Source organism: Bifidobacterium reuteri DSM 23975 (assembly GCF_000741695.1).
GTDB lineage: Bacteria > Actinomycetota > Actinomycetes > Actinomycetales > Bifidobacteriaceae > Bifidobacterium > Bifidobacterium reuteri.
In genome coordinates this window covers 85,639-110,935 of sequence record NZ_JGZK01000013.1, presented here as the reverse complement: position 1 = coordinate 110,935, position 25,297 = coordinate 85,639, and the positions used below count along the sequence as shown (strand labels likewise).

Here is a 25,297-nt window from a genome sequence, read left to right as displayed (position 1 = left end):
ATGACTGCGGGATGTCATCGCGTTATCATTGCTGTTGCTTGGACAGGATCTCGTCCACCAACCGAGGTTTTTCGGTGAGCTGCCCGGTAAAGCCGGGGCGGATGTCCATGTGCAGTATCAGGGAAGTGCGATAGCCTTGTTCGGCGAGCTTCTTGGCCGCCTCTCCGGCGACTTTCAGCACATCGTCGAGATTGCCCTCCACATTGGTGAACAGGGCATTGGTCTCCTGAGGCAGGCCGGACTCACGGATCACCTCAATCGCTTGGGAAACGTAGGGGGAGACCTCGGAGCCCACACCGGCCGCGGAGACTTGGATTGCCGCGACCGTATTCAGATACGGCTTTCCGGTGGCCGGGTCGATCGGTACTTCCTGCTTCACGGCGTTGCGGTCAACAACCATATTTGTCCTTTCTTGATGAGAAAGGCTTCTTCCGACATCTCTCATCCCTGATCGAGACGCCGGAAGAAGCCTTTCCGGAGATTCAGCGGTACTTCCAGAAGTGGTCCATCGGCCCGGAGCCATGACCCAGATCCAACTGGGCTTTCAGTGCGCCGGTCAGGTACTTCTTGGCGTGCTTGATGGCCTTGGGCAAAGGCTCGCCCTGCGCCAGATAGGCGGCGATGGCGGAGCTCAGCGTGCAGCCGGTGCCATGGGTGTTCGGATTGTCGATGCGCATGCCATCGAACCAGGTCACGGTGCCGTCCGTCTCGGCGAGCACGTCATTGGCGTCCTCGGTGCCATGGCCGCCTTTGACGAGCGCCGCGCAGCCGTACTGTTCGCTGATACGGCGGGCTGCGGTCTCCATATCCTCCTGATCGTGGATCAGGGTGTCGGTCAGGGCTTCTGCCTCGGGGATGTTCGGTGTGACCACAGTGGCCATGCCGAACAGGCGGCTGGTCAGAGCGGCGATGGCGTCATCGCTGATGAGCTTGGCGCCGGAAGTGGCGACCATCACCGGGTCGAGCACGATATTGGTCGCATGATGCGCGGTCAGACGATCTGCGATGACATTGATGATGTCCGCGGAGGAGACCATGCCGATTTTGACTGCGACGGGCGGGATATCCTCGAACACCATGTCAATCTGGTCGGCCAGAATCTCCGGCTTGGTGTCCTGGATGGAACGCACGCGGGTGGTGTTCTGCGCGGTGAGCGCGGTGATGGCGCTCATGCCGAACACTCCGCAGGCCAGCATGGTCTTGAGGTCGGCCTGCATACCGGCGCCGCCGGACGAGTCCGATCCCGAAATCGCAAGTACTGCCGGCAAAGTGGTGCTCATGTCGTCTCCTTATATGATCTTCGGTTATCTCACGAGCGTAGTGAGGCGGCTGTACGTTCGTGACGCTGCCGCAGGGCGCGGCGTGCTTGGGCGGAGCGCCTTTCAGATGTCCTTGGGGATGAGGCGGTCTCGCCAATAGTATTCGTCGTCATGCTCGTTGATCGGGCGGGCGACCCGGCAGGGGGTGCCGAAGGCGACTGAATCGGCGGGGATGTCGCGGGTCACCAGACTGCAGGCGCCGATGACCGAGTTGTCGCCGATGGTGACGCCCGGCAGCACGGTCACGTTCGCGCCGATCCACACATTGCGGCCGATATGGATGGGCTCGGAGAACTGCGCGACCCGTTCGCGCAGGTCGGGCCTGACTGGATGGCCGGTGGTGACGAGCGTGACGTTCGGGCCGATCATCGTATGATCGCCGATGAAGATTTCGCCGTCGTCCACCAAGGTGAGGTTGAAGTTCGCGTAGGTGTGGCTGCCCCAGTGGGTGCTCAGGCCCCAGTTGGCGTTGAAGGTCGGTTCGATCCACACGTCCTCGCCCATTTCGGCGAAGAACGTGCGCAACAGTCGCTCACGCCGTGGGTCGCTCGCCTTGAGCGCATTGATGTCGTGCAGCATGTCCCGCTGCTCCTGCTGGGCGGTGGACATGAGTTTCTCGTCCCAGAAATAGATTCCGGGTGAATGCATGATGTCGAGTGCCTCTTGCGATATGGCCATGTGCTCTCCTTTGCGCGCCGCCAATGTGTCAATGTGCCAATGTGAATGATGCAGCCGACGTGCATTGCGCCGACTGCATCATTCACACTACATCACACCGGCAATTCCATCATTGCGCGGGCTGGTAGAGCTTGGAGCCGCCTTCCTGGAACTTGCGGCTCATCTCGGCCATGCCGGCCTGGATGTCCTCGGCGCTCGCCGTGCCGGCAGGGGTGGCCGATGCGGCCGGCGTGGTCAGAGCGCCACGAGCCTCCTGGGCGGACGGGATCTTGCCGGCGAGGGTGTCCTGAACCAGCTTCTCCTGCGCCGCCGCGCCGCCGAACTGCTTGCGGATGTTCTGCGAGATGGCCATCGAGCAGAACTTCGGGCCGCACATCGAGCAGAAGTGCGCCATCTTGGCGGGCTCGGCGGGCAGCGTATCGTCGTGGAAGGCGATTGCGGTGTCCGGGTCGTAGCTCAGGTTGAACTGGTCGAGCCAGCGGAACTCGAAACGGGCCTTGGAGATGGCGAGATCGCGGTCCTGCGCGTGCGGGTGGTGCTTGGCGATGTCGGCCGCGTGGCAGGCGATCTTGTAGGCGATCACGCCCTGCTTCACATCGTCCTTGTTCGGCAGGCCGAGGTGCTCCTTCGGGGTCACGTAGCACAGCATGGCGGTGCCGTAGCGTCCGATTTCCGTGGCGCCGATGGCGGAGGTGATGTGGTCGTAGCCCGGCGCGGTGTCGGTGGTGAGCGGTCCCAAGGTGTAGAACGGTGCGTTCTTGCAGATCGCCTTCTCCATCTCGATGTTCATGCGCACGGTGTCGAACGGGATGTGGCCCGGTCCCTCGATCATCACCTGAACGTCCTTGTCCCACGCGCGCTGGGTGAGCTCGCCCAGCGTCATGAGTTCAGCGATCTGCGCGGCGTCGTTCGCGTCCGCGAGCGAGCCGGGGCGCAGGCCGTCGCCGAGGGAGAACGCCACGTCGTACTTGGCGAAGATGTCGCACAGCTCGTCGAAGTGGGTGTACAGGAAGCTCTCCTGATGATGCTGTAGGCACCATTCGGCCATGATCGAGCCGCCGCGCGAAACGATGCCGGTCACGCGGTTGGCGGTCAGCGGCACGAAGCGCAGTAGCACACCGGCATGGATGGTCATATAGTCCACGCCCTGCTCGCACTGCTCGATGACGGTGTCGCGGAACAGCTCCCAGCTGAGCTTGGAGGCATCGTCCTCGACCTTCTCGAGGGCCTGGTACATCGGCACGGTGCCGATCGGCACGGGGGAGTTGCGAAGGATCCACTCGCGGGTGGTGTGGATGTCGTTGCCGGTGGAGAGGTCCATCACGGTGTCGGCGCCCCACTTGGTGGCCCAGGTGAGCTTCTCCACCTCCTCGTCGATGGACGAGGTGACGGCCGAGTTGCCCATGTTGGCGTTGAGCTTGGTGAGGAAGGCGGATCCGATGATCATCGGCTCGGCTTCCGGGTGGTTGATGTTGCATGGCATGACCGCACGGCCGGCCGCCAGCTCGGAACGCACGAGCTCCACATTGCAGTTCTCGCGCTCGGCCACATACTTCATTTCAGGGGTTATGATGCCGTGGCGGGCATACCACATCTGGGTCACCGGGTGGTCCTTGGCGCGCATCGGCTGGTGCGTGCGGCCACGCCATTCCTTCGTGGCGCGGCCACGCTTGATGGCGCGCTTGCCGTCGTCCTCGAGGTTGCGGCGGCGGCCCTCGTATTCCTCGACGTCGCCGCGGTCCTTGATCCAGTCGAGGCGCAGGGGCTTCAGGCCCTCCTTCGGGTCGCACTTGGGGCCTTCGGTGTTGTAGTCGATGAACGGCGGGTTCGGGCCAACGCCGGGGGTGTCGGACAGCTTGATCTCGGTGTACGGCACCTCGAGGTCGTAAGAGCCGAACTGGTTTTCGAAATGCACCGGCTTGGTCTTGCGGATGTGCGCCTTGTCGCGCTGCTTGGAGCCGCGGGCGGCGATGTCCACGCGCTGCTGCTTGGCGAGCTTCTGCGCGGCCTTGGCCTCCTTGGCGTTGGTGAACTTCTTCTCGGTGGCCTCGGCACCTGCCGGGGCGGTGCCCTCCTGCGCGGCCTGCGTGTCGGCGGCCGGGGTGTGAGTCACGATGCGCTTGGCGTAGCCGTGCCTCTTCTCGCCGCGCACGGCCTTCCAACCCTCGACCATCGCGCGGGTGGCGGCCTCCGGGTCATCGGCGCCGGCGATGGCGGAGACGGCGAACCAGCCGGCGGCCTTGGTACCCGCCAGCATGGCCATGTCGGCCGCGGTCACACCGCCACCCACGACCACTGGGAAGTCGCAGGCCGCGCAGATGGTGTTGATCTGCTTGTCGTCAAGCGTCTTGCCGGAACCGTCGTTGCCGCCGACCGAAGCCTCGGGCTTGGTCTTGGAGACGTGCAGCGGGCCGGCGCCGATGTAGTCGATGCAGCCATCGGGCAGCTCGTTGATGAGCTTGACGAGGTTTTCGGTCTCGGCGGAAAGACCCACGATCGCCTCGTCGCCGAGCAGGGCGCGGGCCTCGCGCGGCTCCATGTCGGTCTGGCCGATGTGCACGCCGTCCACCTTGATGCCCTTGCGGCGGGCCTGCCAGACCACATCAGCGCGGTCGTCGATTACGAAGGCCACGGAGTCGGACTTGTTGTTGTCCTCGATGATCTGCGCGATGTCCTGGGCCATGGCGGTCAGTTCTGAGGCGTCCGCCTTCTTGGCGCGCAGTTGGATGAAGGTCGCGCCGCCGCGCAGGGCCTGATCGACCACGTCGGTGAGCGGGCGGCCCTTGCAATCCTCAGGGCCGACTACGAAGTACGCGGACAGGTCGAACGAGTCGCGCATGGAGGCGTATGGGTATTCGTTGTTCATTTGGTGTTCCTTGGTGTTGGGTTAATTAAGGAAGTCTTGTTGTGTATCCGGGGAAGAATGGCGTTTCTCGGCTCCCTCTGATGAGGAAGTCTTGGGCGTTCCGCGATCTCACGTTTCTCGGCTCCCTCTGATGAGGGAGCTGTCTCGCGTAGCGAGACTGAGGGAGAGACAATAGGTACGAGACCACACGGTTCATTGCGCCACAATCGCCGATGCCGCCACCTGCTCGGGCGTGAGATTCCACAGCGCATCCAGCAGATGCACTTGGAACGAGCCCGGTCCGTCGGCCTTGGCCTCGGCGATCTCGCCAGCACGGTTGTACAGCAGGGTTGCCGCAAGGGCTGCGGTCAACGGCTCGGCGACGGCCAGATACGTGGCGGTCACACCGCCCAACGAGCAGCCGGCGCCGGTGATCTTGGACATCAGCGCGCTGCCTCCCGGCAAGCGGTAGACATGCTCGCCGTCGGTCACGAGGTCCACCGCGCCCGAGACGGCCACGGCCGCCTTGCCGGCGGGAGCCGAGGCGGCGAGGAACCGGGCCAGTCGCTTCGCCGGTTCGACGGCGGCGTCCACCTCATCCACCGATTCGACGCCGGCGGGACGGGTTTCCGGATTGTTGCCGTTGGCCTGATTCAGCCCCCACATGTCGGCCAGCGCGATGATTTCGGAGGCGTTGCCGCGCACGATGGTCGGCGGCGTGGCGCGGAAGGCGCGCAGGATTTCGGTGCGCGTCCGTCCGATGCCCGCCGCCACCGGGTCCAGTACCCACGGGTGGGCGGACTTGTGGAAGGCGCGCGCGATCTGCGGCAGCGCATCAGCATAGAAGGGCAGCAACGTGCCCACGTTGATGTAATCGGCACCGGAGATGGAGGCCGTGTCGATGACATCGTCCGGCAGGAAGCTCATGGCCGCCGTGCCGCCGGCTGCGAGCTGCGCGTTGGCCACCAGATTGATGGTCACGAAGTTCGTGAACGACTGCGCCAGCGGCGTCTTGGCCTTCACATCCCGTACTGCCTGCGCGATGTCGTGGCGCAGCGAGGCGAACTCGTCGTCATGGTCGTGTACATGTGCATCATTTACTACACCATGTGCGCCGGTGCAACATGATGGGTGCGAATCATCGCTCATATCACTGCTCCCTACGATGGTCTTAACCAACAGGTTCTAAGGGTCAGGCCGTGGCCATTCTCAACCCGTGTCGCCACGGGTTCCCCTGCATTACGTTGCCGACGTTATGCTCCAACATGGACATATTTGTTACAAAATCGCACAGAAACGGCGAATCTGCCGCTTCAGGTCTGGCGAGTCGCAGCTCGGCATGGTATAAATCCGCGATCTCTTTGACGATGGACAGACCCAATCCGTTGCCGGGGCAGTTTTCCAATCGTGAGGCCGCGCCCCGGTGGAAGGGGACGAGCAAGTCGTTCAAGTCGCTGGAATCGGAGAGCAGGCCGGCATCGGGGAAATCACCGGGCTCGCTGGATTCACCGGATTCGCCGGAATCATGCGCGGCGTTGTCGCCGGTGATCCCATCGCTGACGGTCGTATCGCCGATGGTCTCGCCATCGGCACCCGTTTCTGTGCTGTTCTCCACCAACAGCTCCGCGTAGCCGTCCCCCGTGCTGCTGTCCGCAGTATCGCCACTCACCGTGCCGTCGTCCACTACGCCGCTCACCGTACGCACGATGACGGTGATATCCCCACATTCCACGTTATGCACCACCGCATTGCGCACGAGATTGCCGACCAGCAGCGTGAGCATCGTCTCGTCTGCCCGCACCCGCACCGACCGGTCGATGTCGGTGCGCACATTCAATCCACGAGCCTCGATCGCATCCCACGAGACGTCCAGCGCGTGTTCCGCCGCATCCCCGAGCGACGTTTCCGGCGGCTCCGCGTCGCCGTGATGCAACGCCATGTTCTGCACGCGCGACAGCGCCAACAGCCCCTCCACCAGATCGGCGGCGTTCCGGTCGGCGTCGAGCGCACGCCGCACCGCGGGCGCCACATCATCGGGGAAGCGGCCCTGACTCAGCGGCGCGTCCAGACTGGTCTCGATCACCGCGATCGGTGTGCGCAGCTCGTGCGACGCGTTCGCGATGAACTGCCGTTGCATGGCCGCCGCGCGCTCGATACGTTCCAGCATGGTGTTCACGTCCCCAGCCAGGTCGGTCACCTCGTCGGACCCCGCCAGCGTCACGCGCCCACCCGGTTCGGCAGGGTCGAGCCGCTGCATCTGCGCCCCCAGCGACGAGATGCGTCCGGCCAGCCGCCGCGAGATGAGCCACGCCATGATCATGGCCAGTATGGCGAACGCGGCGAACAGCGCCAGCGAGAACCACATGGCGCTCTGCATCAGGGGCTTGCGCATGTCCGCATCGCTGATCTCCATGATCGAGCCGGGCGTCATCGGCCCGCAGCCTACCGCGTGATCGGTGTAATAGCAGCCGGTGGTCGATACATAGAGCTCGCCGTTCTCGGGTGCAGGCAGCGTGGAGCCTTGTGCCACCTGATACAGCCGGTAGGATGACCGGTCGTAGATGCGACTGAAGAACATGGCCTGCAACGCCAGCGCGATTCCTAGGAACACCGCTACCAGCAGACCGATGGCCAGCGCGATCTTGCCTCGGAAGGTGCGGGGAACCAACCGCATACGCAGGCGGTGGCGCTCGCGATGCTCGTGACCGTGATGTTCGCTCATGGCAGCCGGTACCCTTTCCCGCGGGCCGATTCGATGGCCCCGCGTCCGCCGGCGTGCTCGATTTTCTGCCGCAGCGTGTAGATGACGGTTTTCGCTGCGCCCGTGCTGGCCGAACCGTTCGGCCAGACGGCGGCGATGAGCTCGTCGAGACCGACCCATCCGCCGTCCGCCTCGTCCAGATGCCACAGCACCGCGAATTCCTTGGCCGTCAGGTTCAGCGGGGTCTCATGCCAGTACGCGAGCCGACGTTCGCAATCGATCATGAGCGGGGAGGGTCCGGTTCCGGAGTCCGGACCGGGGCCGCCGCCGAAAGGCCCGCGATGGCGCGAATCGTGCCGCAGCAACGCGCGGATGCGGGCCGACAGCTCCCGGAAGGCGAACGGTTTGGTCAGATAGTCGTCCGCGCCGAGGTCCAGCCCCTCCACGCGGTCCTCGAGGCTGCTGGAGGCGGTGACCATGAGCACGCTCACGTCGATGCCCATCGAACGGATCGTCGTCATCACCGTGTCGCCGGACATGACGGGCAGATCGCGGTCGAGCAGCACCACGTCGATGTCCTCCCGGTGCGCGGCGAGCAACTCCAGCGCCTCGACGCCGGTCCCTGCCGTCCAAGTGCGGTACCCCTCATGCCGCAGCGCGTCGTCGAGCGAGGCGACCATGCCAGTGTTGTCCTCGACGATCAGTATCCCCGCCATCTCCCGCAGCCTCACGATCCGGTCATTCCCCGTGCCGGGTTCCCGCACTGATTGCCCCGATTGCCGATATGCCGACCTCTACCAGATGTACTCCACGGGGTCGTCGGTGCTGCTTGATGACCAGCCCTGCGCCGCCTTGCAGCCGTGCACGCGCGAGTCGTTGAAGTCGTAGCCGAGCTTGTCCTTTGCATCCGTAAAGCCCTCAGTCTGGAGCAGGGTCTGCCCGTCATTGAAGTCTTTGACCGTATAGCTCGCGGGCACCACACCCTCGCGTTTCATGCAGTCGACGACCGCCTCCTCCACATTCGCATAGAGATTCGGGTTGCCCTGCTGCTGCCCGTACAGCCTTTGCACATGATCGAATCGCAGATAGCAATCGGTGTAGGCGTCCTTCCATGCCTCCTCCTGGGCGTCGGTGCCCGGCATGTGGCTCATGATGTCCATCATGCCGTTCGGGAACCGTTCGAGCTTCGGCTCCTTGAATCCGCGGTCGATCATACAGGTCTTGTAGTCCGACCAGACCTTCTCATACGCGGCGGTGGAGACTCGCCCCTCCTTCTTGGCCTGCTCGAGGATGGGACGCTCGTAGTCGTCCACGTACGGATCGTTGAGCACCTCGTCGATGTATGCGGGCAGTGAACTTGCCAGACGTCCGTTCTCGTCCGCCTCATACAAGGTGGACGCCGGGCCCTGCTGTGCGGACGTATCACCGGTTCCGGCGGCGTTCGACGTCCCTGGCTTTCCGTCGCCGGAGATTCCCGGGACCGCGCATCCCGCGAGTCCCAAGGCCAGCGCCATCGTCAGCATCACGGTCGCGGCGATGCGCGGCCTTCCGTTCAACCATGCCATCGAAACCCCCTTGTTTGCGGGCGATTCGCGCCCCGCCAATCCAATCCGTATGTCCCATTCTAGGAAGCCGGTGTCTGACTTTCGCCTGACTTTGCGAGCATGCCGGTGGGACCATGGCAGTACCCGAAATGGCAGAGACGACGGGCGGGACGGCGAACCGGAAGGGGCTTCATCATGGCGAGACAAACGAGCCGAAACGACGGTGGCGGCAGTGGACTTGGCGGCGGCAGGCGGCGTGGGCGCGTCTCTGTCACTTGGCTGCTGCTAGCGGTCATCCTGACCGCGGCAATCAGCGTGGGAGCCTGCGCGTTCCTGCGGCCCGACCGGCATCCGGCGGTGCTGGCCCGCGCCGGCGAGATCACCAGCGCGCCCGTCGCCGCCCAGCAGTACGACGCGAAACGGCAGATCACCGTGGTTCCCACGGTATCCGCGCCGCGCAAGGTGCTCATCAACACCTCCGGCACGGTGACCGCTGACTATTCCGCCGGAGGCTTGCATTCCGGTGCGGCGGCGCTCGAGGTTGACGGCAGGCCCATCGTGGCGCTCGCCACCGCAAGTCCGCTCTACCGCGATCTCGCGCCCGGCGACGTGGGCGAGGACGTGCGTGCGCTCAACGCCGAACTGACGCGGCTCGGCTACAACGCCAATCCCGAATCCGACCAGTATTCCAGCCTCACCTACTGGGCGGTTGTCGCCCTGTTCGGCAACCTCGCCGTCCGTTCGGACGGCGCGTTGCCGCTCGCGGACGTGATCTGGCTGCCGCAGGACGGAGCCACGGCCTCCTCATGGCAGGCGGCGACCGGCGCGATGGTGGCCGCAGCATCGCCGATCGCCGAAATCCCCGGCGCCATCACCTCGCTTACCGTGAAGAACGGTACACCCAACGCCGCCGACCAGACGATCACCGTGTTCGGTGAGCAGGGTGTGCTCAAGGCCGGTGCCACGGTGATCGACGACCCTGAATTCTGCGCGCGCGTCACGGCTTCGCGGGATTTCCAGTGGGCGCAGCAGGGCGGCGATCTCAGTCAGGGTGTGGATGCCACGGTGGCGCTCGCCACGCCCGTGGACGTGCTGCGCGTGCCGGCCGCTGCCGTGTTCGGCGTCAAAGGGGACCGCGGATGCATCGCATCCGATGGCAGGACGATGCCGGTGACCATCATCGGTGCGGACCTCGGCGTGAGCTCATACAGCTGGGCGATGAGGGGACCGCGGCGGGCCGGCAGACGGGGGATGCCGCCGATGGGCAGACGGCCGAAGGCGAATCCGCGGGTGGTGTGGCGGTGCCGGAAAACGCTGAAACGCCGTCCCACGTCTCCCTCGGCAGTGCAATCGCAGGTGCGACATGTTCCTGATTCGTGGAAGTCGGCGTGGAAATTCGGCGACCGCGAAGTCGGCATCCACGGCTGGAGCGACATCTGTCGGGGCCGCATCCGTTGGGTTCACACCTGTTGGAACAGCAGCCGGGACTGCTGACGGCGGGTCGATGACCGGGACCGAGATGCTCGCCCCCGCCGCCGTACCGATGCGGGTGGTGGGGGAGGATCTCGCGCACCGATTCCCCGGCACCGACGTGCTGTTCGAACACCTGTCGTTCACGCTCGAGGCGGGGCGGACCGTGGCCATCTGCGGGCCATCCGGCTGCGGCAAATCCACGCTGCTGTCGATACTCGCGGGTTGGGAGAAGCCGTGGGCGGGCACTGTGGACCGCGGCGGCGTTCGACGGGTGGGCTGGGTGTTTCAGAATCCGTATGGCGTGGCCGAACGCACCGCACTCGATCATGTGGTCTTCCCACTGCTCGCACAGGGGTTGCGTCGCGCCGACGCGGAACCGCAGGCCTTGGAGGCGATGGGCCTGTTCGAGCTCGAATACGCCGCCGACCGTTCGTTCGCGGCACTTTCCGGCGGTGAGGCGCAGCGGCTCATGCTCGCCAGAGCCGTCTGCTCGAAGCCCGACATGCTGCTTGTGGACGAGCCGACCGCGCAGTTGGATACGCGCACCGCGCATAGCGTCAGTCATGTGCTCGGCAACCTCGCCGGCCACGGCATGATTGTGGTCGTTGCCACTCATGACCGCGACACGCGCGATGCCTGTCAACAGGTCATCGACCTCGCTGACTACGCGCCGGCCGATCCGGCGCCGGACGGTTCCGCGCTGAAAGGAGAGCGGCCATGAGACTGTCATCCATCATCTCCGAGGCGGTCTGCAACATCGCCTCCGGCGCCTCACGCACCATCCTCTGGTTCCTCGCGCTGGCCGTGGCGGGCACACTGTTCGGCGGTTTTGAGGCACTGACCATCATCGGGCAGGAGAACACCGCAGCGGCACGCATCGAGTCCGCCGCCGACGTGACCACCATCGTCAGCCCCGTCTTCGCCATCGACGGGGCCGCCTGCGACCGTCTCACCGAGGCCCAAGGAGGGCCCAGCGCATCCGGCGCCATGCGCGAGGGCGAGCAGATCACACCTCGTTCGACCCCTGGCCGCAGCATCGGCTCCTATGAGGTCACCGCCGGCATGATTCGGCTGCTCGCGTTGTCATCGGTGTCATCGGCATCAGCGGCGGCCAACGCCGGCCATGGCTCACTGTCCAGTTCCTCTCCCGCCTCTTCAGGCCAGACGTCCTCCTCCGCGAATCAGCCAGCCGCCGACGCGAGCGGCATATGGGTTTCCACTGCGCTCGCCCACGATTTCGGCTGGGCCAAGGGAAGCCTGCTGGAGACCGATCATGGTGACATCCCCGTCGCCGGCGTCTTCCACTGGCCCAACGACGGGCGCGACACCCGCTTCGTGTACGCGCTCATCGTGCCGGTATCCAGCAGCGCCAAGCCATTCGCCGAATGCTGGGCGAAGCAGTGGCCGCAGACCGAAGTGCTCGACCTGCTGCTCAACGAGACCGCCATATCCGGCGTGGCTGACGCCAATACACTGCCCGGCGTCACCCAGCTCAACAAAAGCCACGACCGACGATACAGCGCCGCCAGCCTCTATGAGACGCGCATGACCCGCGTACTGCCCGTCGCGGCGCTCGCCGTCGGCGTCGTCATCGGTATCGCCGCCGTGCGCCGCCGCCGACTCGAATACGCCGGCGCGCTGCACTGCGGGCAGCGCAAAGAGGCTCAACTGCTGACCGCGTTGTGCGAGATGCTGATCACGTCCGGGGCCGCCACCGCTGTGACCCTGCCTCTGCTCGCCGCGCTGTGTTGGCGACTCTCCCCGTCCGACCCCGCGGCGGTGTTCCTCGCGGCGGTGCGTTCTCCTGCGACCATGCTCTCCGGCGCCCTCGTTGCCACCGCGCTGGCCGTGCTCGCCGTCCGCGAATCCTGCCTCTTCCGCCTGTTCAAGGCACGGTAGCATACCGCCGAATGTGGCGCGTGCCAGGTCTCGACCCGACTCCGCCGGTCCTTACTCGAAACATCCCACCGAATCCGGCGAGGGACGAGTACCATGAAGACGTTTGCATGAGCCGTACGTTTTCGGGAGGAACACCATGACCGACCAGTCCGCCGCCGCAGTCGACGTCGCACATCTCAAGGATTATTCGCGTGCGTTCAACGCCGACCGCGCCAACCTCGTGGCCGCCAACGCCGCAGTCTCCACCGGCGTGCTCGCCGCCGCCACTGACTACCGGGGCCTGAGGAGCCTGCCGCGCGACTTCTCCATCGAGCTCAAGCAGGGTTCGATTACCAATCAGGAACGTTCCGGTCGCTGCTGGATGTTCGCCTCGCTCAATACGCTGCGCTACGAACTCATGCACCGTTGGAACCTTGAGGACTTCGAATTCTCCGAGACCTACCTGTTCTTCTGGGATGCCATCGAGAAGTCGAACACTTATCTCGAGCATGTGCTGGATACGCTGGACGAACCCACCGACTCCCGCATCTTCGAGGTCATCAACGACGGGCCGTCCGACGATGGCGGCTGGTGGCAGATGTTCGCCGCGCTGGTGAACAAGTACGGCCTCGTACCGAAGTCCGCCTATCCGGAATCCGCGAACTCCCGCGATTCGGACGCCTTCAAGCAGTACCTCAACACCAAGCTGCGCGAATTCGCCGCCGGCCTGCGTCGCAGCCATGAGGCTGGCGCGTCGACGGAGACCCTGCGCGAAACCAAGCGCGAGGACATGGCCACCGTCTACCGCATCTGCGCAATCGCGCTTGGCGAGCCGCCCGCCACATTCGACTTCCTGGCCCGGGTCAAGGACGACGATGACAAGGATGATGCCAAGAACGATGGCGCCAAGGCCGCCAACGATGCCAAGGGCGACGGCAAAGACTATGGCAGCAAGGCGGCTGACACCAAGGCCAAGCCGGAATCCGGCAAGGATGAGCGCCGGCAGATCCGTGAGACCGGCATCACCCCGCTCGAGTTCTACCGTAAGTACGTGCCGGTGGACGTCAATGACTTCGTCACCATCTCCAACGCCCCGATGAAGCGCACGCCATTCGGCAAGCGCTACCGCATCCTCTACACGGCGAATGTCATCGAGGCGGGCGATATGGAATTCGTCAACGTGCCGCTCGACGTGTTCAAGAAGGCGGCCATCGACCAGCTCAGCGCCGGCCATCCCATCTGGTTCGCCTGCGACTGCATGCAGTTCTCTTTGAGGGGCGAAGGCGTCTTCGATTGCGACACCGTGCGCGTGGACCAGCTCTTTGGCACCGAATTCACGTTCGACAAGGCCGACGGCCTCGAATACGGCGACAGTCCAAGCAACCACGCCATGACCTTCACCGGCGTGAACCTCGACGCCGACGGTCGTCCTGACCGTTGGAAGATCGAGAACAGCTGGGGCAAGGACAACGGCAAGGATGGCTACTACGTGGCCTCGGACGCGTGGTTCGACCAGTACGTCACCGAGCTCATCATCCGCAAGGATATGCTCGACCAAGCCACCCTCGACCTCACCAAGGCCGAACCCGTCGAACTCGAGCCCTGGCAGCCTCTGACCCGCCGCTGCCGCTGATTGGTGCGATTCGGCTACTATCTCAGGGTGAAGACCGACATGCTTTCGACTTGGCATGTGGCTACCCTCTCTAGGGCTGCACCAAGTGATTGTAGGGAAGTATCTCCAAGACGAATGATGGGCGATCTGCCTGCATCAAACTGCTGTTGTAGGGGAGTGCCGCTATTCTGAAGCGGTTGTAATCAAGTCCCCAAACCGTTCAAACCAGAAGGTGCATTGTGGCTCAATCCAAACTCGATGAAGTCGTATCCCTCGCGAAGCGTCGCGGCTTCGTGTTCCCCGCCGGCGAGATCTACGGCGGCACTCGTTCCGCTTGGGATTACGGTCCGCTCGGCGTCGCGCTGAAGGACAATATCAAGCGCGAATGGTGGCGTTCGATGGTCGTCACCCGTCCTGACGTGGTCGGTGTCGACACCTCCATCATCCTGCCTCCCGAGGTGTGGGTGGCCTCCGGTCATGTGAGCGTGTTCAACGACCCGCTCGTCGAGTGCCTCAGCTGCCACAAGCGCAACCGCGCTGACAAACTCGAGGAGTCCTACGCGGAGAAGCACGGCGACAAGCTGCCGGAGAACGGCATGAAGGACATCGTCTGCCCGAACTGCGGCACCCGTGGCGAATGGACCGAACCGCGCGACTTCAACATGATGCTGCGCACGCACCTCGGCCCTGTCGAGGACGAGAACTCGCTGCACTACCTGCGTCCGGAGACCGCCCAGGGCATCTTCGTGGACTTCAAGAACGTGATGACCTCGTCACGCTCCAAGCCGCCGTTCGGCATCGCCAACATGGGCAAGTCCTTCCGTAACGAGATCACGCCCGGCAACTTCATCTTCCGCACCCGTGAGTTCGAGCAGATGGAGATGGAGTTCTTCGTCAAGCCCGGCACCGACGAGGAATGGCATCAGTACTGGATCGACGCCCGCACCCAGTGGTATCTGGATCTCGGCGTCAAGCCCGAGAACCTGCGCCACTACGAACACCCGAAGGAGAAGCTGGCCCATTACTCCAAGAGGACCGTGGACATCGAATACAAGTTCGGCTTCCAGGGTTCCGATTGGGGCGAGCTCGAAGGTGTCGCCAACCGCACCGACTTCGACCTTTCCGCGCATGCCAAGCACTCCGGCGAGGACCTGAGCTACTTCAACCAGGCCACCGGTGAGAAGTACATCCCGTACGTCATCGAGCCGGCCGCCGGCCTGACCCGCTCCCTCATGTGCTTCCTCGTGGACGCCTACGATGTGGACGAGGCCCCGAACACCAAGGGTGGCGTAGACAAGCGCACCGTGCTGCGACTCGACCCGCGCCTGTCCCCGATCAAGGCCGCCGTGCTGCCGCTCTCCAAGAAGCCCGAACTGCAGGAGGTGGCCCAGAACCTGGCCGCCGATCTGCGCTTCAACGAATGGATGATCGATTACGACGAGTCCGGCGCCATCGGCCGTCGCTACCGTCGTCAGGACGAGATCGGCACCCCGCTGTGCATCACCGTGGACTTCGATACCCTCGAGGACCACGCCGTGACCATCCGCGAACGCGACACCATGGCCCAGGAACGCGTCTCCCTGGACAAGGTCGCGGACTATGTGGCCGCGCGCATCAGCGAAAAGCGCACGCGTGTGCCGCTCAAGCCCGTCGAAATGGGTGGAGAGCCTTGGCCGGCATCCGGCATCCAGGAAGCCGGCGGCCTGTACTGAGCCAGGCCTGTATTGTATAGTGGCTCCCCTCGATAAAAGGGGAGCCCCTGTTGTTTGTACGAGGAAACACATGGCAGACTCCAAATCTGAGACCGTGCTTACCGAGCGTCACGAGACCGACAACCTCGACCCGCGTACGGATGCCTCGGCACGACCGGATTCTCCGGTGCATATATCACCGGTACAGCTGGGAAACATCACCGTGCCCACGCCGGTCGTGCTTTCGCCGATGGCTGGCGTCACCAATTGGCCCTTCCGTGTCATCTGCGAGGAATACGGTCCGGATGGGCTGTATGTGGCCGAGATGATCACTGCGCGCGCTTTGGTGGCCCGCAACCCCAAGGCGCTGCGTCTGTGCCATTTCGCACCCACCGAGAAGATTCGCTCGTTGCAGCTGTATGGTGTGAATCCCTCCATCACCGAGCAGGCCGCCAGAATCGTGGTCGATGAAGGCATGGCGGATCACGTCGACCTGAATTTCGGGTGTCCGGTGCCCAAGGTCACCAGGCGTGGAGGCGGCTCGGCGCTGCCGTGGAAGACGGATATCTTCACCGAGCTCGTCTCCCGTGTGGTCTCGGTATGCGAGCCTGCCGGCATACCGGTTACCGCCAAAATCCGCGTAGGCATCGACCATGAGCATGAGACCTTCCTGCAGGCAGGCCATATCGCTCAGGAAGAGGGCTGCAAAGCGGTGACGTTGCATGCCCGCACCACCGCCGAATACTATGGCGGTCATTCGGATTGGTCGCGCATTGGCGAGCTCAAAGAACATCTCGATATCCCCGTATTCGGCAATGGTGATATCTGGGGCGCGGATGATGCTCTGGAAATGGTCCGTGAAACCGGTTGCGATGGCGTGGCCATCGGCCGCGGATGCCAGGGGCGGCCGTGGCTGTTCGCCAATATCAAGAACGCCTTCCAAGGAAATCCGGAGCGTATAGATCCAAATCTCGGGGAAGTCTGTCGGGTGATTCACCGCCATGCCGAACTGCTGATCCAGTTCTATGATGGCGACGAAATGATGGCGGTGCATGACCTACGTAAACATATCGCCTGGTATCTCAAGGGATTCCCGGTCGGCGGATCCACGCGAAAGGCGTTTATGGAATGCGAATCCCTCGCCGATGTGGATCGGGAGATCTCCCGACTCGATCCGGCGATTGAATACCCCCCGAGGGTATTGGACAAGCCGAGAGGCCGAGTGCGTTTCGCCAAGAAGGTTCATCTGCCATATGGCTGGCTGGAATCACGTACCACCACCCATGAGGAGCGTGAAAACCTTTTCGGCGACGATCCCATGGATGCAAGCTATTGACGGCTGTTGATACAGAAAAAATAATGCACAACACGCACTTTTCCATGTGCGAATTCCCTCCACGAGTAGAGTCGGTGCGCTACTCTTGGGTGTAACCGTGAAGTGACAGGAGCCAAACGTGAGCGAGATCGCCCAGACTGAGTTCAACGACAAGACCAATATCAAGGTCGTCGGCGTAGGCGGAGCCGGCGGCAATGCCGTTAACCGTATGATCGCCGAAGGATTGCAGAACGTTGAATTCGTAGCGATAAACACCGATGCGAAGGATCTGCTGCGATCCGACGCCGATGTCAAGATCTCCCTGTCCGACAAGTCCAGCCGTGGTCTGGGTGCCGGTGCCGATCCGGAGCGTGGCGCGAAGGCCGCCCAGGATCACCAGTCTGATATCGAGGAATCCCTCAAGGGCGCCGATATGGTGTTCGTCACCTGCGGTGAGGGCGGCGGCACTGGTACCGGTGCAAGCCCCATTGTGGCTCGTGCGGCTCATCAGCAGGGTGCGTTGACCATCGCGGTGGTCACCCGCCCGTTCAGTTTCGAAGGTCCGCAGCGTTCCGCGTCCGCCGACTACGGCATTGAGAATCTTCGCAAGGAAGTCGATGCCCTCATCGTCATCCCCAACGATCGTCTGCTTGAATTGTCCGATCGTTCCATCGGCATCATCGAGGCGTTCAAGACCGCCGATACCGCATTGCTTGCGGGTGTGCAGGGCATCACGGACCTGATTTCCATGAACTCCTACATTCACGTCGACTTCTCCGATGTGAACTCCATCCTGCGCGGTGCGGGCACAGCATTGTTCGGCATCGGTTCGGCGCGGGGCGAGGATCGTGCCACCCAGGCCGCCGAAATCGCCATCAGCTCACCGCTCCTTGAGGAGAGCATTGAGGGTGCTCATGGCGCGCTGATCAACATCGCCGGTCCGACCGACCTGAAGTTGCAGGAGGCCTCGGCCGCCACCGAGCTGGTGCGCAAGGCCATCCATCCCGAGGCCCAGATCATTTGGGGTCTGGCCCTGGACGACGCCTACGGCGACGAAGTGCGCGTCACGGTGATCGCCGCAGGATTCGATCATGTATCCACTCAGGACGACGCCGATCAGGCGGCTGTGGCTCCGGTGGTGCCGGCCCAGTCCACCCGTCCTGCGCCCTCTTCGGCTGCTTCGCAGGCTCCTGCCCAGCAGGCGGCATCCGCCCAGCAGACCACACGGCCGGCGTTCGCGCCTGCCACCGGCGACTCCGCTTCGCTGCCTTTTGATGATCCGACCTCGGAACATCCGACCATCTCCCTGAACGATCCTGCGGGTGACCTCGACATCCCGGACTTCCTGCGCTGAAAGGACTGATCCATGGCTGGGTTCATGAAGAATGCGATGTCCTATCTGGGCATGAGCGACGTTGCCGATGACGATGACGATTTCGTCGAGGAGGAAGAGCAGAAGCCTCAGCCGAAGCCGACGTTCGATTCCGACCATACGGTGACGCCAATGACCCAAGCGGCACCCACGGCAAGTCAGCCTTCATCGAAGACCACGCCTTTCCAAGGCAGCGGAAGGGTGAATCGAATCACTACGATTCACCCCAAGTCCTATGAGGATGCACAACTGGTCGGACGAGCACTGCGGGACGGGGTGCCGGTGGTGCTGAATCTTACCGGCGTATCCGAAGCCGTGGCGTACCGCATCGTCGATTTTTCCGCCGGCGTGGTGTTCGGTGTACGCGGTTCGCTCGAACGCGTCACTCCTCGCGTGTTCCTACTCAGTCCGGCACAGGTCAACATCAAGGTGGAGGAGCCGGCCAATCCGGCCTCTGCACGGGATTTGTTCTCTGATTGATCCGTTCGGTCGTACTGATCGATCGGAATCCGGAATGACAAGCAGGTCAATTAGGCGCTCCTGCAGTCTTCTTCAAGTGGCCGACTCCTCAACGGGAGCCGGCCACTGTGCATGAAGTCCCCATTGAGCTCCCAGCAAACTTTTCACTCGGTCTTGTTAGCCTTGCCTCATGTTGTCCTTTACTTTTGCTCTGATCGGCCGCATCCTGGGATGGCTGATCAACGCGTATATCACGGTGCTGTTCGTCCGCATGATCCTGGACTGGGTGGCCATACTGGCCCGCAATTGGTATCCGCGAGGCATCGTCGCACAGCTCATCAATCTCGTGTACACTATCACCGAGCCGCCGCTGCGCTGGCTTCGCCAATACATCAGACCATTGCCGCTGGGTGCGATCAGCTTGGATATGAGTTTTCTCGTCCTCTATTTCGCGCTGGTGATACTGGAGAGTGTTGTATACATGGTCTTTTAGGCCATGATGCAAGGCGTATATGGCGCATATGAGTTGTATTTGCAGCTTTTATTGAGGCCGATACGGCATGTCGCACCTAGAAAATCGTCGCTAAGCCCCATGAATCGATGGGGTCGTGATAGCATCAATACTTGATACCAACGTAAGCGAGGGCAAAGCCCCAAAGCGAGGTGCAATATTTATGGCTCTGTTGACGCCGAAGGATATTAGGGAGCATACCTTCCAGACCGTGCGATTCAAGGAAGGCTACGATGTCGACGAGGTTGACGACTTCCTCGATCAGGTCACGGAGACCGTTGAGGCTCTGGGTCGTCAGGCAGTGGCCGGCGGACAGGCCACTCAGGCTCTGGGCCCCGATGTAACCAAACTGAACGCCAAGATTTCCGAGCTGACCGGTCAGGTGCAGCAGCTGCAAGCAGAGAATGCGCAGCTGAAGAATGCCGCCCAGGGTCCTCAGGCTTCTGCAGAGGGCGAGAAGGCCACTCAGCTGGCTGCGGCGAAGCTCAGCGAGGCCGAGGAATCGAATCGTGCTCTCGCGGCACAGAACGATCAGCTCAAGGGTCAGGTCGACCAGCTGAACGCCCAGATCGATCAGCTTACCGCTCAGGCAGCTCAGGCTTCCGGCAACCAGGAAGCCGTCGGCCAGCAGATCGCCGCCATCCAGAAGGAACGCGACCAGTTCCGCGCCGCCAACGAGGAACTGTCCCGCAAGCTGGCCGAAGCCCAGCAGCAAGGCGGCGTGGCGCAGCAGCAGGCTGCCCAGATTCAGGAACTGTCCCGTCAGCTCGAAGAGGCCAAGCAGCGTGAGAACCAGCTGCGTTCGCAGGTCTCCAAGGTCGAGCCGAGCACGGAAACCGGCTCCCTCCAGAAGATCGCCGGTGCCGCATCCCTGCCGGGCAGCGAGCCCGAGCGCGCCACCGCAATGCTGACTCTGGCCATGCAGCTGCACGATCAGTACGTGGAGAAAGGCAAGACCAAGGCCAAGGAAATCACCGAAGCCAGCCAGGCCAAGTACAACGACCTGGTCACCAAGGCCAACACGTATTCCGATCGCACCCGTTCCGAAGCAGACGCCTACCGCGACCGTGTGCATTCCGATGCTGACGTCTACTCCAAGAACACACGTTCCGATGCTGACGCCTACTCTGAGAAGACTCGTCAGGACGCTGACAACTACTCCAAGACCCAGCACACCGATGCCGATGAGTATGAGGCCGAGGTGCAGCGTCGCGCATCCGAGTACGACAAGCAGACCCGTTCCGCCGCGGACACGTATGCGCAGCAGGTTCGCGACAACCTGCAGCACCAGTCCAAGGTCATCGAGGGCAACATCCAGAGCCTCAAGCAGTTCGAGACCGAGTACCGTGCACGTCTGACCGAGTTCCTCGGCCAGCTCGCCGCCCAGGTGTCCGAATCGAATAACTACGAAGACCAGACCTCATCCAAGGCCAACTGAGTCGTAGGCAGGGTATAGTCATATGACGAACCAACAGGGACGGCTGCGCATGCGCGTGGCCGTCTTTGCATGTGTATCGGCAGCCGCGTTGATTGTCGATCAGCTGACCAAAGCATGGGCATTGGCGGCATTATCCAGCGGTCAGACCATCCGTGTGATTCCGGGTCTGTTGTCGCTGACGTTGGTGCACAATCCTGGTGCCTCACTCGGTATGGGGTCAAACGCCACGTGGATTATCTCATTGCTGGCTATCGTGGCTTCGTGCGCGTTGTTGTATTTCGGTGTACGTTCAGTGTCACTGAAATGGACCGTGTCCTTGTCCCTTGCCTTCGCCGGCGCGTTCGGCAACCTCATCGACCGTGTGATGTATGCGGATGGGTTCCTCAATGGCAAGGTCGTGGATTTCCTGAACTATGGATGGTCCGTCGGGAACGTGGCGGACATCTATCTCGTTGCGGCAGGTGTGGCCATCGTGGTGCTGATTCTGCTCAACGAGCCGTTCTCCACCGCAGATGCGGATGAAGCTCACGCCAACAACGCCGAATCCGATGGAACAAAGGTGGACGCCGAGTAATGAATCGCATGATTCCTGCTCCCGACGCTCTCATCGGCAAACGATTCGATATCGCCGTGGCCAAGATGCTCGGCATATCACGGTCCAAAGCAGCTGATCTGATTGATTCCGGACAGGCGCGTGTGCTCGGCCGTGACGTGGCGCGATCCAGTACCTTGACGGCGGGGGAGACCGTCGAATTCGATCTGGAGGAAGAGCATCAGGAACCCGAGCCCATCGCCAATGATATGGCTGTGGTGTACGAAGACGACGACATCGTGGTGGTCGACAAGCCGGTGGGTGTGGCTGCCCATGCCTCAATCGGATGGACCGGGCCCACGGTGCTGGGGTCATTGCGCGATCGCGGTGTGCATATCACTTCGCTTGGCGCGGCAGGACGCGAAGGCATCGTGTCCCGTCTTGATGTGGGCACTTCCGGGCTGATGCTTGTGTGCAAGTCCGATCTGGCCTATACGGAAATGCGCCGCCAGTTCGCCGAGCATGAGGTGAAGAAGACCTATCATGCCTTGGTTCAGGGGTCTTTGAAACAGAACAAGGCCACCATCGAGGCGCCAATCGGCAGAGCCAAGGTGTCGGACTTCCGATTCTGCGTTACGCCCGCCGGCAAACCGGCCGTGACACACTGGGATGTGCTTGAGCGGTTCGGCCACGAGGCCACGCTGGTCTCCGTGAATCTTGAGACCGGTCGCACCCATCAGATTCGCGTGCATTTCTCCTCGATCGGGCATCCTCTGTGCGGCGACCCGATGTACGGCGCCAATCCCGTGCTCTCCGAGGCGCTCAGCCTCGATCGTCAGTGGCTGCACGCCATGAAACTCGAGTTCCGGCATCCGCGCACCCATGTGTGGACTACCGTCGAATCCCATTACCCGGCTGATCTGGCGCAGGCACTCGAAACCATGCGTGCCCGCCACGCCGAGCAGCCTGCAGCCGTCGCTGTGGCGGACACCGGCTCGCCTGATACGTCGGTCGCGCTGTCCGATTCGGCTGGTGTGCCCGGTTCAGACGTTATAACCGAATCGGGCGTTGTGCCCGGCTTGGATGGTGTGTTGCCCACCCCGGCCGTTGCCGGAGCCGAACCGACGCCCGACGTCTCCCCCGTCGCCAGTTCTCGTCGACTGACCTGCAGAGACGATGTGACGCCCCGCCCTCTCTTGTGATGATTCATGGAAGACGCGCGGGGCGTGGGTATCATCGGCGCTCCGGATGCTACTTGCATCAACTTCTTCGTCATGCGTCCTGGTAGGGTGCTCCGACTTGAAGCTAAACGGTGTTGACACGGCTTGTCGAGCCAGATCAAGGTATGTGGTGTGGTTCCAGCTTTCCGGGTTATCCACATTCGCGCGTGGAATCAGGTCATATCCGTAACTGACAAGGCTTTAATGCGTGGAGTCCCTTTCTTCCGCAGGCATTTTGTGTCCTTCAGATAGCCCGCGCAGGTGGATTGTGCTCACTTACAGGTACGTTAAGGGATGTAACTATGTATAAACCACCTGCACCAATCGCAACCACACCTGTTTGACCTGCAACACAACGTCCCGCTGGTAATTATTAAGACCATTGATATCGTCTATTAGGAAAGGCCTAAAACTTCATGAGACTTGGAATAAGTGATGTATTGAGAAAAGTAGGTATCGACTTAAACGAGGTCATGCTTATGAAGCATGAGCACAATCAGGCGGAGAAATATCGGTTATTAAAGATGATCGATGACTACACCCGTGTACAAGAAGATCGGCCTATATCTCGGAATCGTCCTTACTGGATGGTGTTTACTGCGGAGAATGGCAATAGAGCTAGATTTTATGCTTTATATCACAATAATAGGCGTCATCTGCTTCAGCCTGGGATGCTCCCGGATGGATATCCCTCGGAAGGGGCTCGATGCGGTCAGGATTATCAGTATGATCTTGAGTCGGTTTGATGTCTTTAATTGGTATTAACTTGCTATAACCCTAATCATAGGGCCAAGGCTCTGGATGCTGTTTGTATGAAAGACGAGCTGGGTGCTTAGGGCTTCCATTCTTATTGGTTCCCAAACATTCGACGGGATGGCCGATAATCGCCATTACCTTATTGACTCGATTGGGTTGTGCGTTATTGCCCCACGCGACAATGATTCTAATGCCTGTTGATGCCATAGTTGCCAGTATTTCATCATTCTGAGGTCCGACGGGAAATCCCTTAGCTTTAAGTTCTTTGGGATATGTTGTTCGGTATGCGTATAGGTTGTACATGCTGACCGATCCGTATCCCCATCGTTTGGCATATTCGACACAGTGTTCTACGGTGCGGTCATCGATATTCGAATCCGCAGTTGATGGATTGAGCAGAATGAATGCGATGGATGGTAGAGCTTCATCCCATACGCGGCTGAGTTCATAACGGTAATTGCCGTCTTCGCTGATTTGCGCCGATGATCGGATATATGTATCGGACATCACTAAGAAGAGTCTCCTGTTTAGCGTGTGCTTTATGCATGCGAATGGTTCTTATTGTAGCTGGACGGTGACAATGACGGTGTTGCCTTCGTTGCCGAGGGTTGCAGTGCTGCCGGTTTGTGATTCGGTTGTATCTGCTAGTTTCCTCCGGGAAGACTGGTTGCATATTCTTGGGGTGGATGCTGCTTGAATGATTCATAATTATCGCTCTGTCTCTGATATGCCCTTTATGTATCTCCTAATCGTATGTGTTGAAAAACAAAGAGATAGATATCTACCGTTCTGATGTCCCATAACGGTTGAGAAGCGTATGGCCGGCTCGGAGCAATTCACTGCGTAGGGACTGGGGTTCGAGCACCGTGATATGGACCCCGCTGTTGGTGTACTGCAGGGCCCAGAAGGCCGTGGCCCATTGCGGTGCCTTGATGACCACCTCGTAGACGTTCTTCTCTATTTGCGTCACTTTCGCGTCATTGAACCAATCGAATACGGGCTCCAATCCTCCCTCGACGCGTAAACGTATGGGGACTGCCTCACCATCGATGGGATAGGGGCGTTCGTTCATGAAGGCCGCGATGTCTATGGGATTTCCTGCATCGTCGGTGAAGCTATCGAACGTACGTTGAATAGAGTGGTTGACGTCTTCTACCCGGAGATTCCGGATACGCTCAACATGAAGATATGACAGGTCGTCATAGGGTTGCAGATGGCAGATGAGATAGTATTTCTCATTCTTGTATCGAAGATTGTAGGGGTCGGCGGTATATTCCTTCGGCTTGCCTGCTGCGTCGATGCGGGGGATCAGTTCCCCGTTGACGTCATAAGTGCAATAGTGGAAGTGTATCTGGCGCTCATGAGCTATGGCGTCGTTGAGTTGCTCCACATTGCTCAAGAATTCCCGATTGTAGTGAGGCGGAGTGAGCAGGGTACCAAGACCGTCAAGTTGCCCGGAGCGGCCCGCGAAGGCGTACACCTTGGCAATGAGGTCCCTGAGATATTCGCCGTCCGAACGAGATAATGCGGCTCCATCCGCAAGCAATCTCATCTGGGCGGTATCGAATATGGATTCGATATACCAGCCGGTCTTTGTGTCGATGCTTTGCGCGTTGATGAGATCCTTCCGCTCCAGCTTTCCGACTTTTCGACCGAACGGTTCGATTGCCGCTAGGGTGTGCAGATGACCTCGGACGGTCTTCTCGGTTACTCCCAGTTGCCTGCTGATCCATACGGCCGAGACCCCATGCTCCCGATCGGTGTGCGCGTCAAGCAGCTCAAGAATCTCCACGACGATTTCAGCCGTGGAAGGTGCGCTTTTCATTGATCCATACATACACTCCACCTCTCAGAAGTCCATTCTCCAAGCCTTCCATGGCGACTTTCTTGAGCGCCATTATAAGTTGGCGGACGGCAGGTGAAGTCTCATAGCTTCTCAACGGGGTGGGGCGA

At 61.5% G+C, this 25,297-nt stretch carries 20 protein-coding genes, 2 pseudogenes and 1 riboswitch; of the genes and pseudogenes, 12 read left to right on the top strand and 10 right to left on the bottom strand.

Annotated elements, in window-relative coordinates; genetic code table 11:
• Positions 1–25 precede the first annotated feature (25 nt).
• The 8 genes and pseudogenes from BREU_RS09185 to BREU_RS09150 all read right to left on the bottom strand — a co-directional run bounded on the left by BREU_RS09185 (position 26) and on the right by BREU_RS09150 (position 9,108).
• Positions 26–400: a thiamine-binding protein gene (locus BREU_RS09185; RefSeq protein ID WP_044090344.1), complete on the bottom strand. Its 375-nt coding sequence runs from the start codon at positions 398–400 to the stop codon at positions 26–28.
• Positions 401–482: 82 nt separating this feature from the next.
• Positions 483–1,280, bottom strand: coding sequence for a bifunctional hydroxymethylpyrimidine kinase/phosphomethylpyrimidine kinase (gene thiD, locus BREU_RS09180; protein ID WP_044095927.1), 798 nt, complete (start codon positions 1,278–1,280; stop codon positions 483–485).
• 102 nt (positions 1,281–1,382) lie between these two features.
• Complete coding sequence (locus BREU_RS09175; protein WP_044090342.1) at positions 1,383–1,997, bottom strand: sugar O-acetyltransferase; 615 nt, start codon at positions 1,995–1,997, stop codon at positions 1,383–1,385.
• Between the two features lie 109 nt (positions 1,998–2,106).
• Positions 2,107–4,863 carry a phosphomethylpyrimidine synthase ThiC gene (thiC, locus tag BREU_RS09170; protein WP_044090340.1) on the bottom strand — a complete coding sequence of 919 codons (2,757 nt, stop codon included), beginning with the start codon at positions 4,861–4,863 and terminating at the stop codon, positions 2,107–2,109.
• A gap of 192 nt (positions 4,864–5,055) precedes the next feature.
• Entirely contained in the window at positions 5,056–5,991 is a 936-nt protein-coding gene (gene thiM / locus BREU_RS09165) for a hydroxyethylthiazole kinase (protein WP_081886660.1), read from the bottom strand.
• Positions 5,983–6,088, bottom strand: a riboswitch (TPP riboswitch). It overlaps the preceding gene by 9 nt.
• 135 nt (positions 6,089–6,223) lie before the next feature.
• Positions 6,224–6,979: pseudogene (locus BREU_RS12690) on the bottom strand (sensor histidine kinase); the annotation flags it as partial.
• 581 nt (positions 6,980–7,560) lie between these two features.
• Positions 7,561–8,259 carry a response regulator transcription factor gene (locus BREU_RS09155; RefSeq protein ID WP_044090339.1) on the bottom strand — a complete coding sequence of 233 codons (699 nt, stop codon included), beginning with the start codon at positions 8,257–8,259 and terminating at the stop codon, positions 7,561–7,563.
• Positions 8,260–8,337: 78 nt separating this feature from the next.
• Positions 8,338–9,108, bottom strand: coding sequence for a hypothetical protein (locus tag BREU_RS09150; protein ID WP_044090337.1), 771 nt, complete (start codon positions 9,106–9,108; stop codon positions 8,338–8,340).
• A gap of 174 nt (positions 9,109–9,282) precedes the next feature.
• Here BREU_RS09150 and BREU_RS09145 point away from each other — a divergent pair, with 174 nt between their 5' ends.
• The 12 genes and pseudogenes from BREU_RS09145 to BREU_RS09090 all read left to right on the top strand — a co-directional run.
• Entirely contained in the window at positions 9,283–10,581 is a 1,299-nt protein-coding gene (locus BREU_RS09145) for a peptidoglycan-binding domain-containing protein (RefSeq protein WP_052382104.1), read from the top strand.
• Positions 10,582–10,591: 10 nt separating this feature from the next.
• Complete coding sequence (locus BREU_RS09140; protein ID WP_044090336.1) at positions 10,592–11,281, top strand: ABC transporter ATP-binding protein; 690 nt, start codon at positions 10,592–10,594, stop codon at positions 11,279–11,281.
• Positions 11,278–12,459, top strand: a complete 1,182-nt coding sequence (locus BREU_RS09135) for a hypothetical protein (protein ID WP_044090335.1) — start codon at positions 11,278–11,280, stop codon at positions 12,457–12,459. Before BREU_RS09140 ends, BREU_RS09135 begins: the two co-directional genes overlap by 4 nt.
• A 136-nt stretch (positions 12,460–12,595) precedes the next feature.
• Complete coding sequence (locus BREU_RS09130; protein ID WP_044090334.1) at positions 12,596–14,071, top strand: C1 family peptidase; 1,476 nt, start codon at positions 12,596–12,598, stop codon at positions 14,069–14,071.
• 218 nt (positions 14,072–14,289) lie between these two features.
• Positions 14,290–15,762 carry a glycine--tRNA ligase gene (locus tag BREU_RS09125; RefSeq protein ID WP_044090331.1) on the top strand — a complete coding sequence of 491 codons (1,473 nt, stop codon included), beginning with the start codon at positions 14,290–14,292 and terminating at the stop codon, positions 15,760–15,762.
• Positions 15,763–15,832: 70 nt separating this feature from the next.
• Entirely contained in the window at positions 15,833–17,077 is a 1,245-nt protein-coding gene (dusB, locus tag BREU_RS09120; protein ID WP_081886659.1) for a tRNA dihydrouridine synthase DusB, read from the top strand.
• A gap of 118 nt (positions 17,078–17,195) precedes the next feature.
• Positions 17,196–18,410: a cell division protein FtsZ gene (ftsZ, locus tag BREU_RS09115; RefSeq protein ID WP_044090330.1), complete on the top strand. Its 1,215-nt coding sequence runs from the start codon at positions 17,196–17,198 to the stop codon at positions 18,408–18,410.
• Between the two features lie 12 nt (positions 18,411–18,422).
• Positions 18,423–18,908: a cell division protein SepF gene (locus BREU_RS09110; protein ID WP_044090329.1), complete on the top strand. Its 486-nt coding sequence runs from the start codon at positions 18,423–18,425 to the stop codon at positions 18,906–18,908.
• A 169-nt stretch (positions 18,909–19,077) separates the two neighbouring features.
• Complete coding sequence (locus BREU_RS09105; protein WP_044090328.1) at positions 19,078–19,380, top strand: YggT family protein; 303 nt, start codon at positions 19,078–19,080, stop codon at positions 19,378–19,380.
• Positions 19,381–19,561: 181 nt separating this feature from the next.
• Positions 19,562–20,836 (top strand): DivIVA domain-containing protein, encoded by a 1,275-nt coding sequence (locus BREU_RS09100; RefSeq protein WP_044090326.1) that lies wholly within the window; start codon positions 19,562–19,564, stop codon positions 20,834–20,836.
• 22 nt (positions 20,837–20,858) lie between these two features.
• Positions 20,859–21,410, top strand: a complete 552-nt coding sequence (locus BREU_RS09095) for a signal peptidase II (RefSeq protein ID WP_044090325.1) — start codon at positions 20,859–20,861, stop codon at positions 21,408–21,410.
• Positions 21,410–22,330 (top strand): annotated as a pseudogene (locus BREU_RS09090) (RluA family pseudouridine synthase); the annotation flags it as partial. The gene BREU_RS09095 and the pseudogene BREU_RS09090, both read left to right, overlap by 1 nt.
• Before the next feature lie 1,035 nt (positions 22,331–23,365).
• On the opposite strand, the gene BREU_RS11705 reads toward BREU_RS09090, so the two are convergent.
• Positions 23,366–23,851: a DUF1643 domain-containing protein gene (locus tag BREU_RS11705; protein WP_081886658.1), complete on the bottom strand. Its 486-nt coding sequence runs from the start codon at positions 23,849–23,851 to the stop codon at positions 23,366–23,368.
• A gap of 274 nt (positions 23,852–24,125) precedes the next feature.
• Positions 24,126–25,169, bottom strand: a complete 1,044-nt coding sequence (locus tag BREU_RS09080) for a helix-turn-helix transcriptional regulator (protein WP_238567048.1) — start codon at positions 25,167–25,169, stop codon at positions 24,126–24,128.
• Between the last annotated feature and the right edge of the window lie 128 nt (positions 25,170–25,297).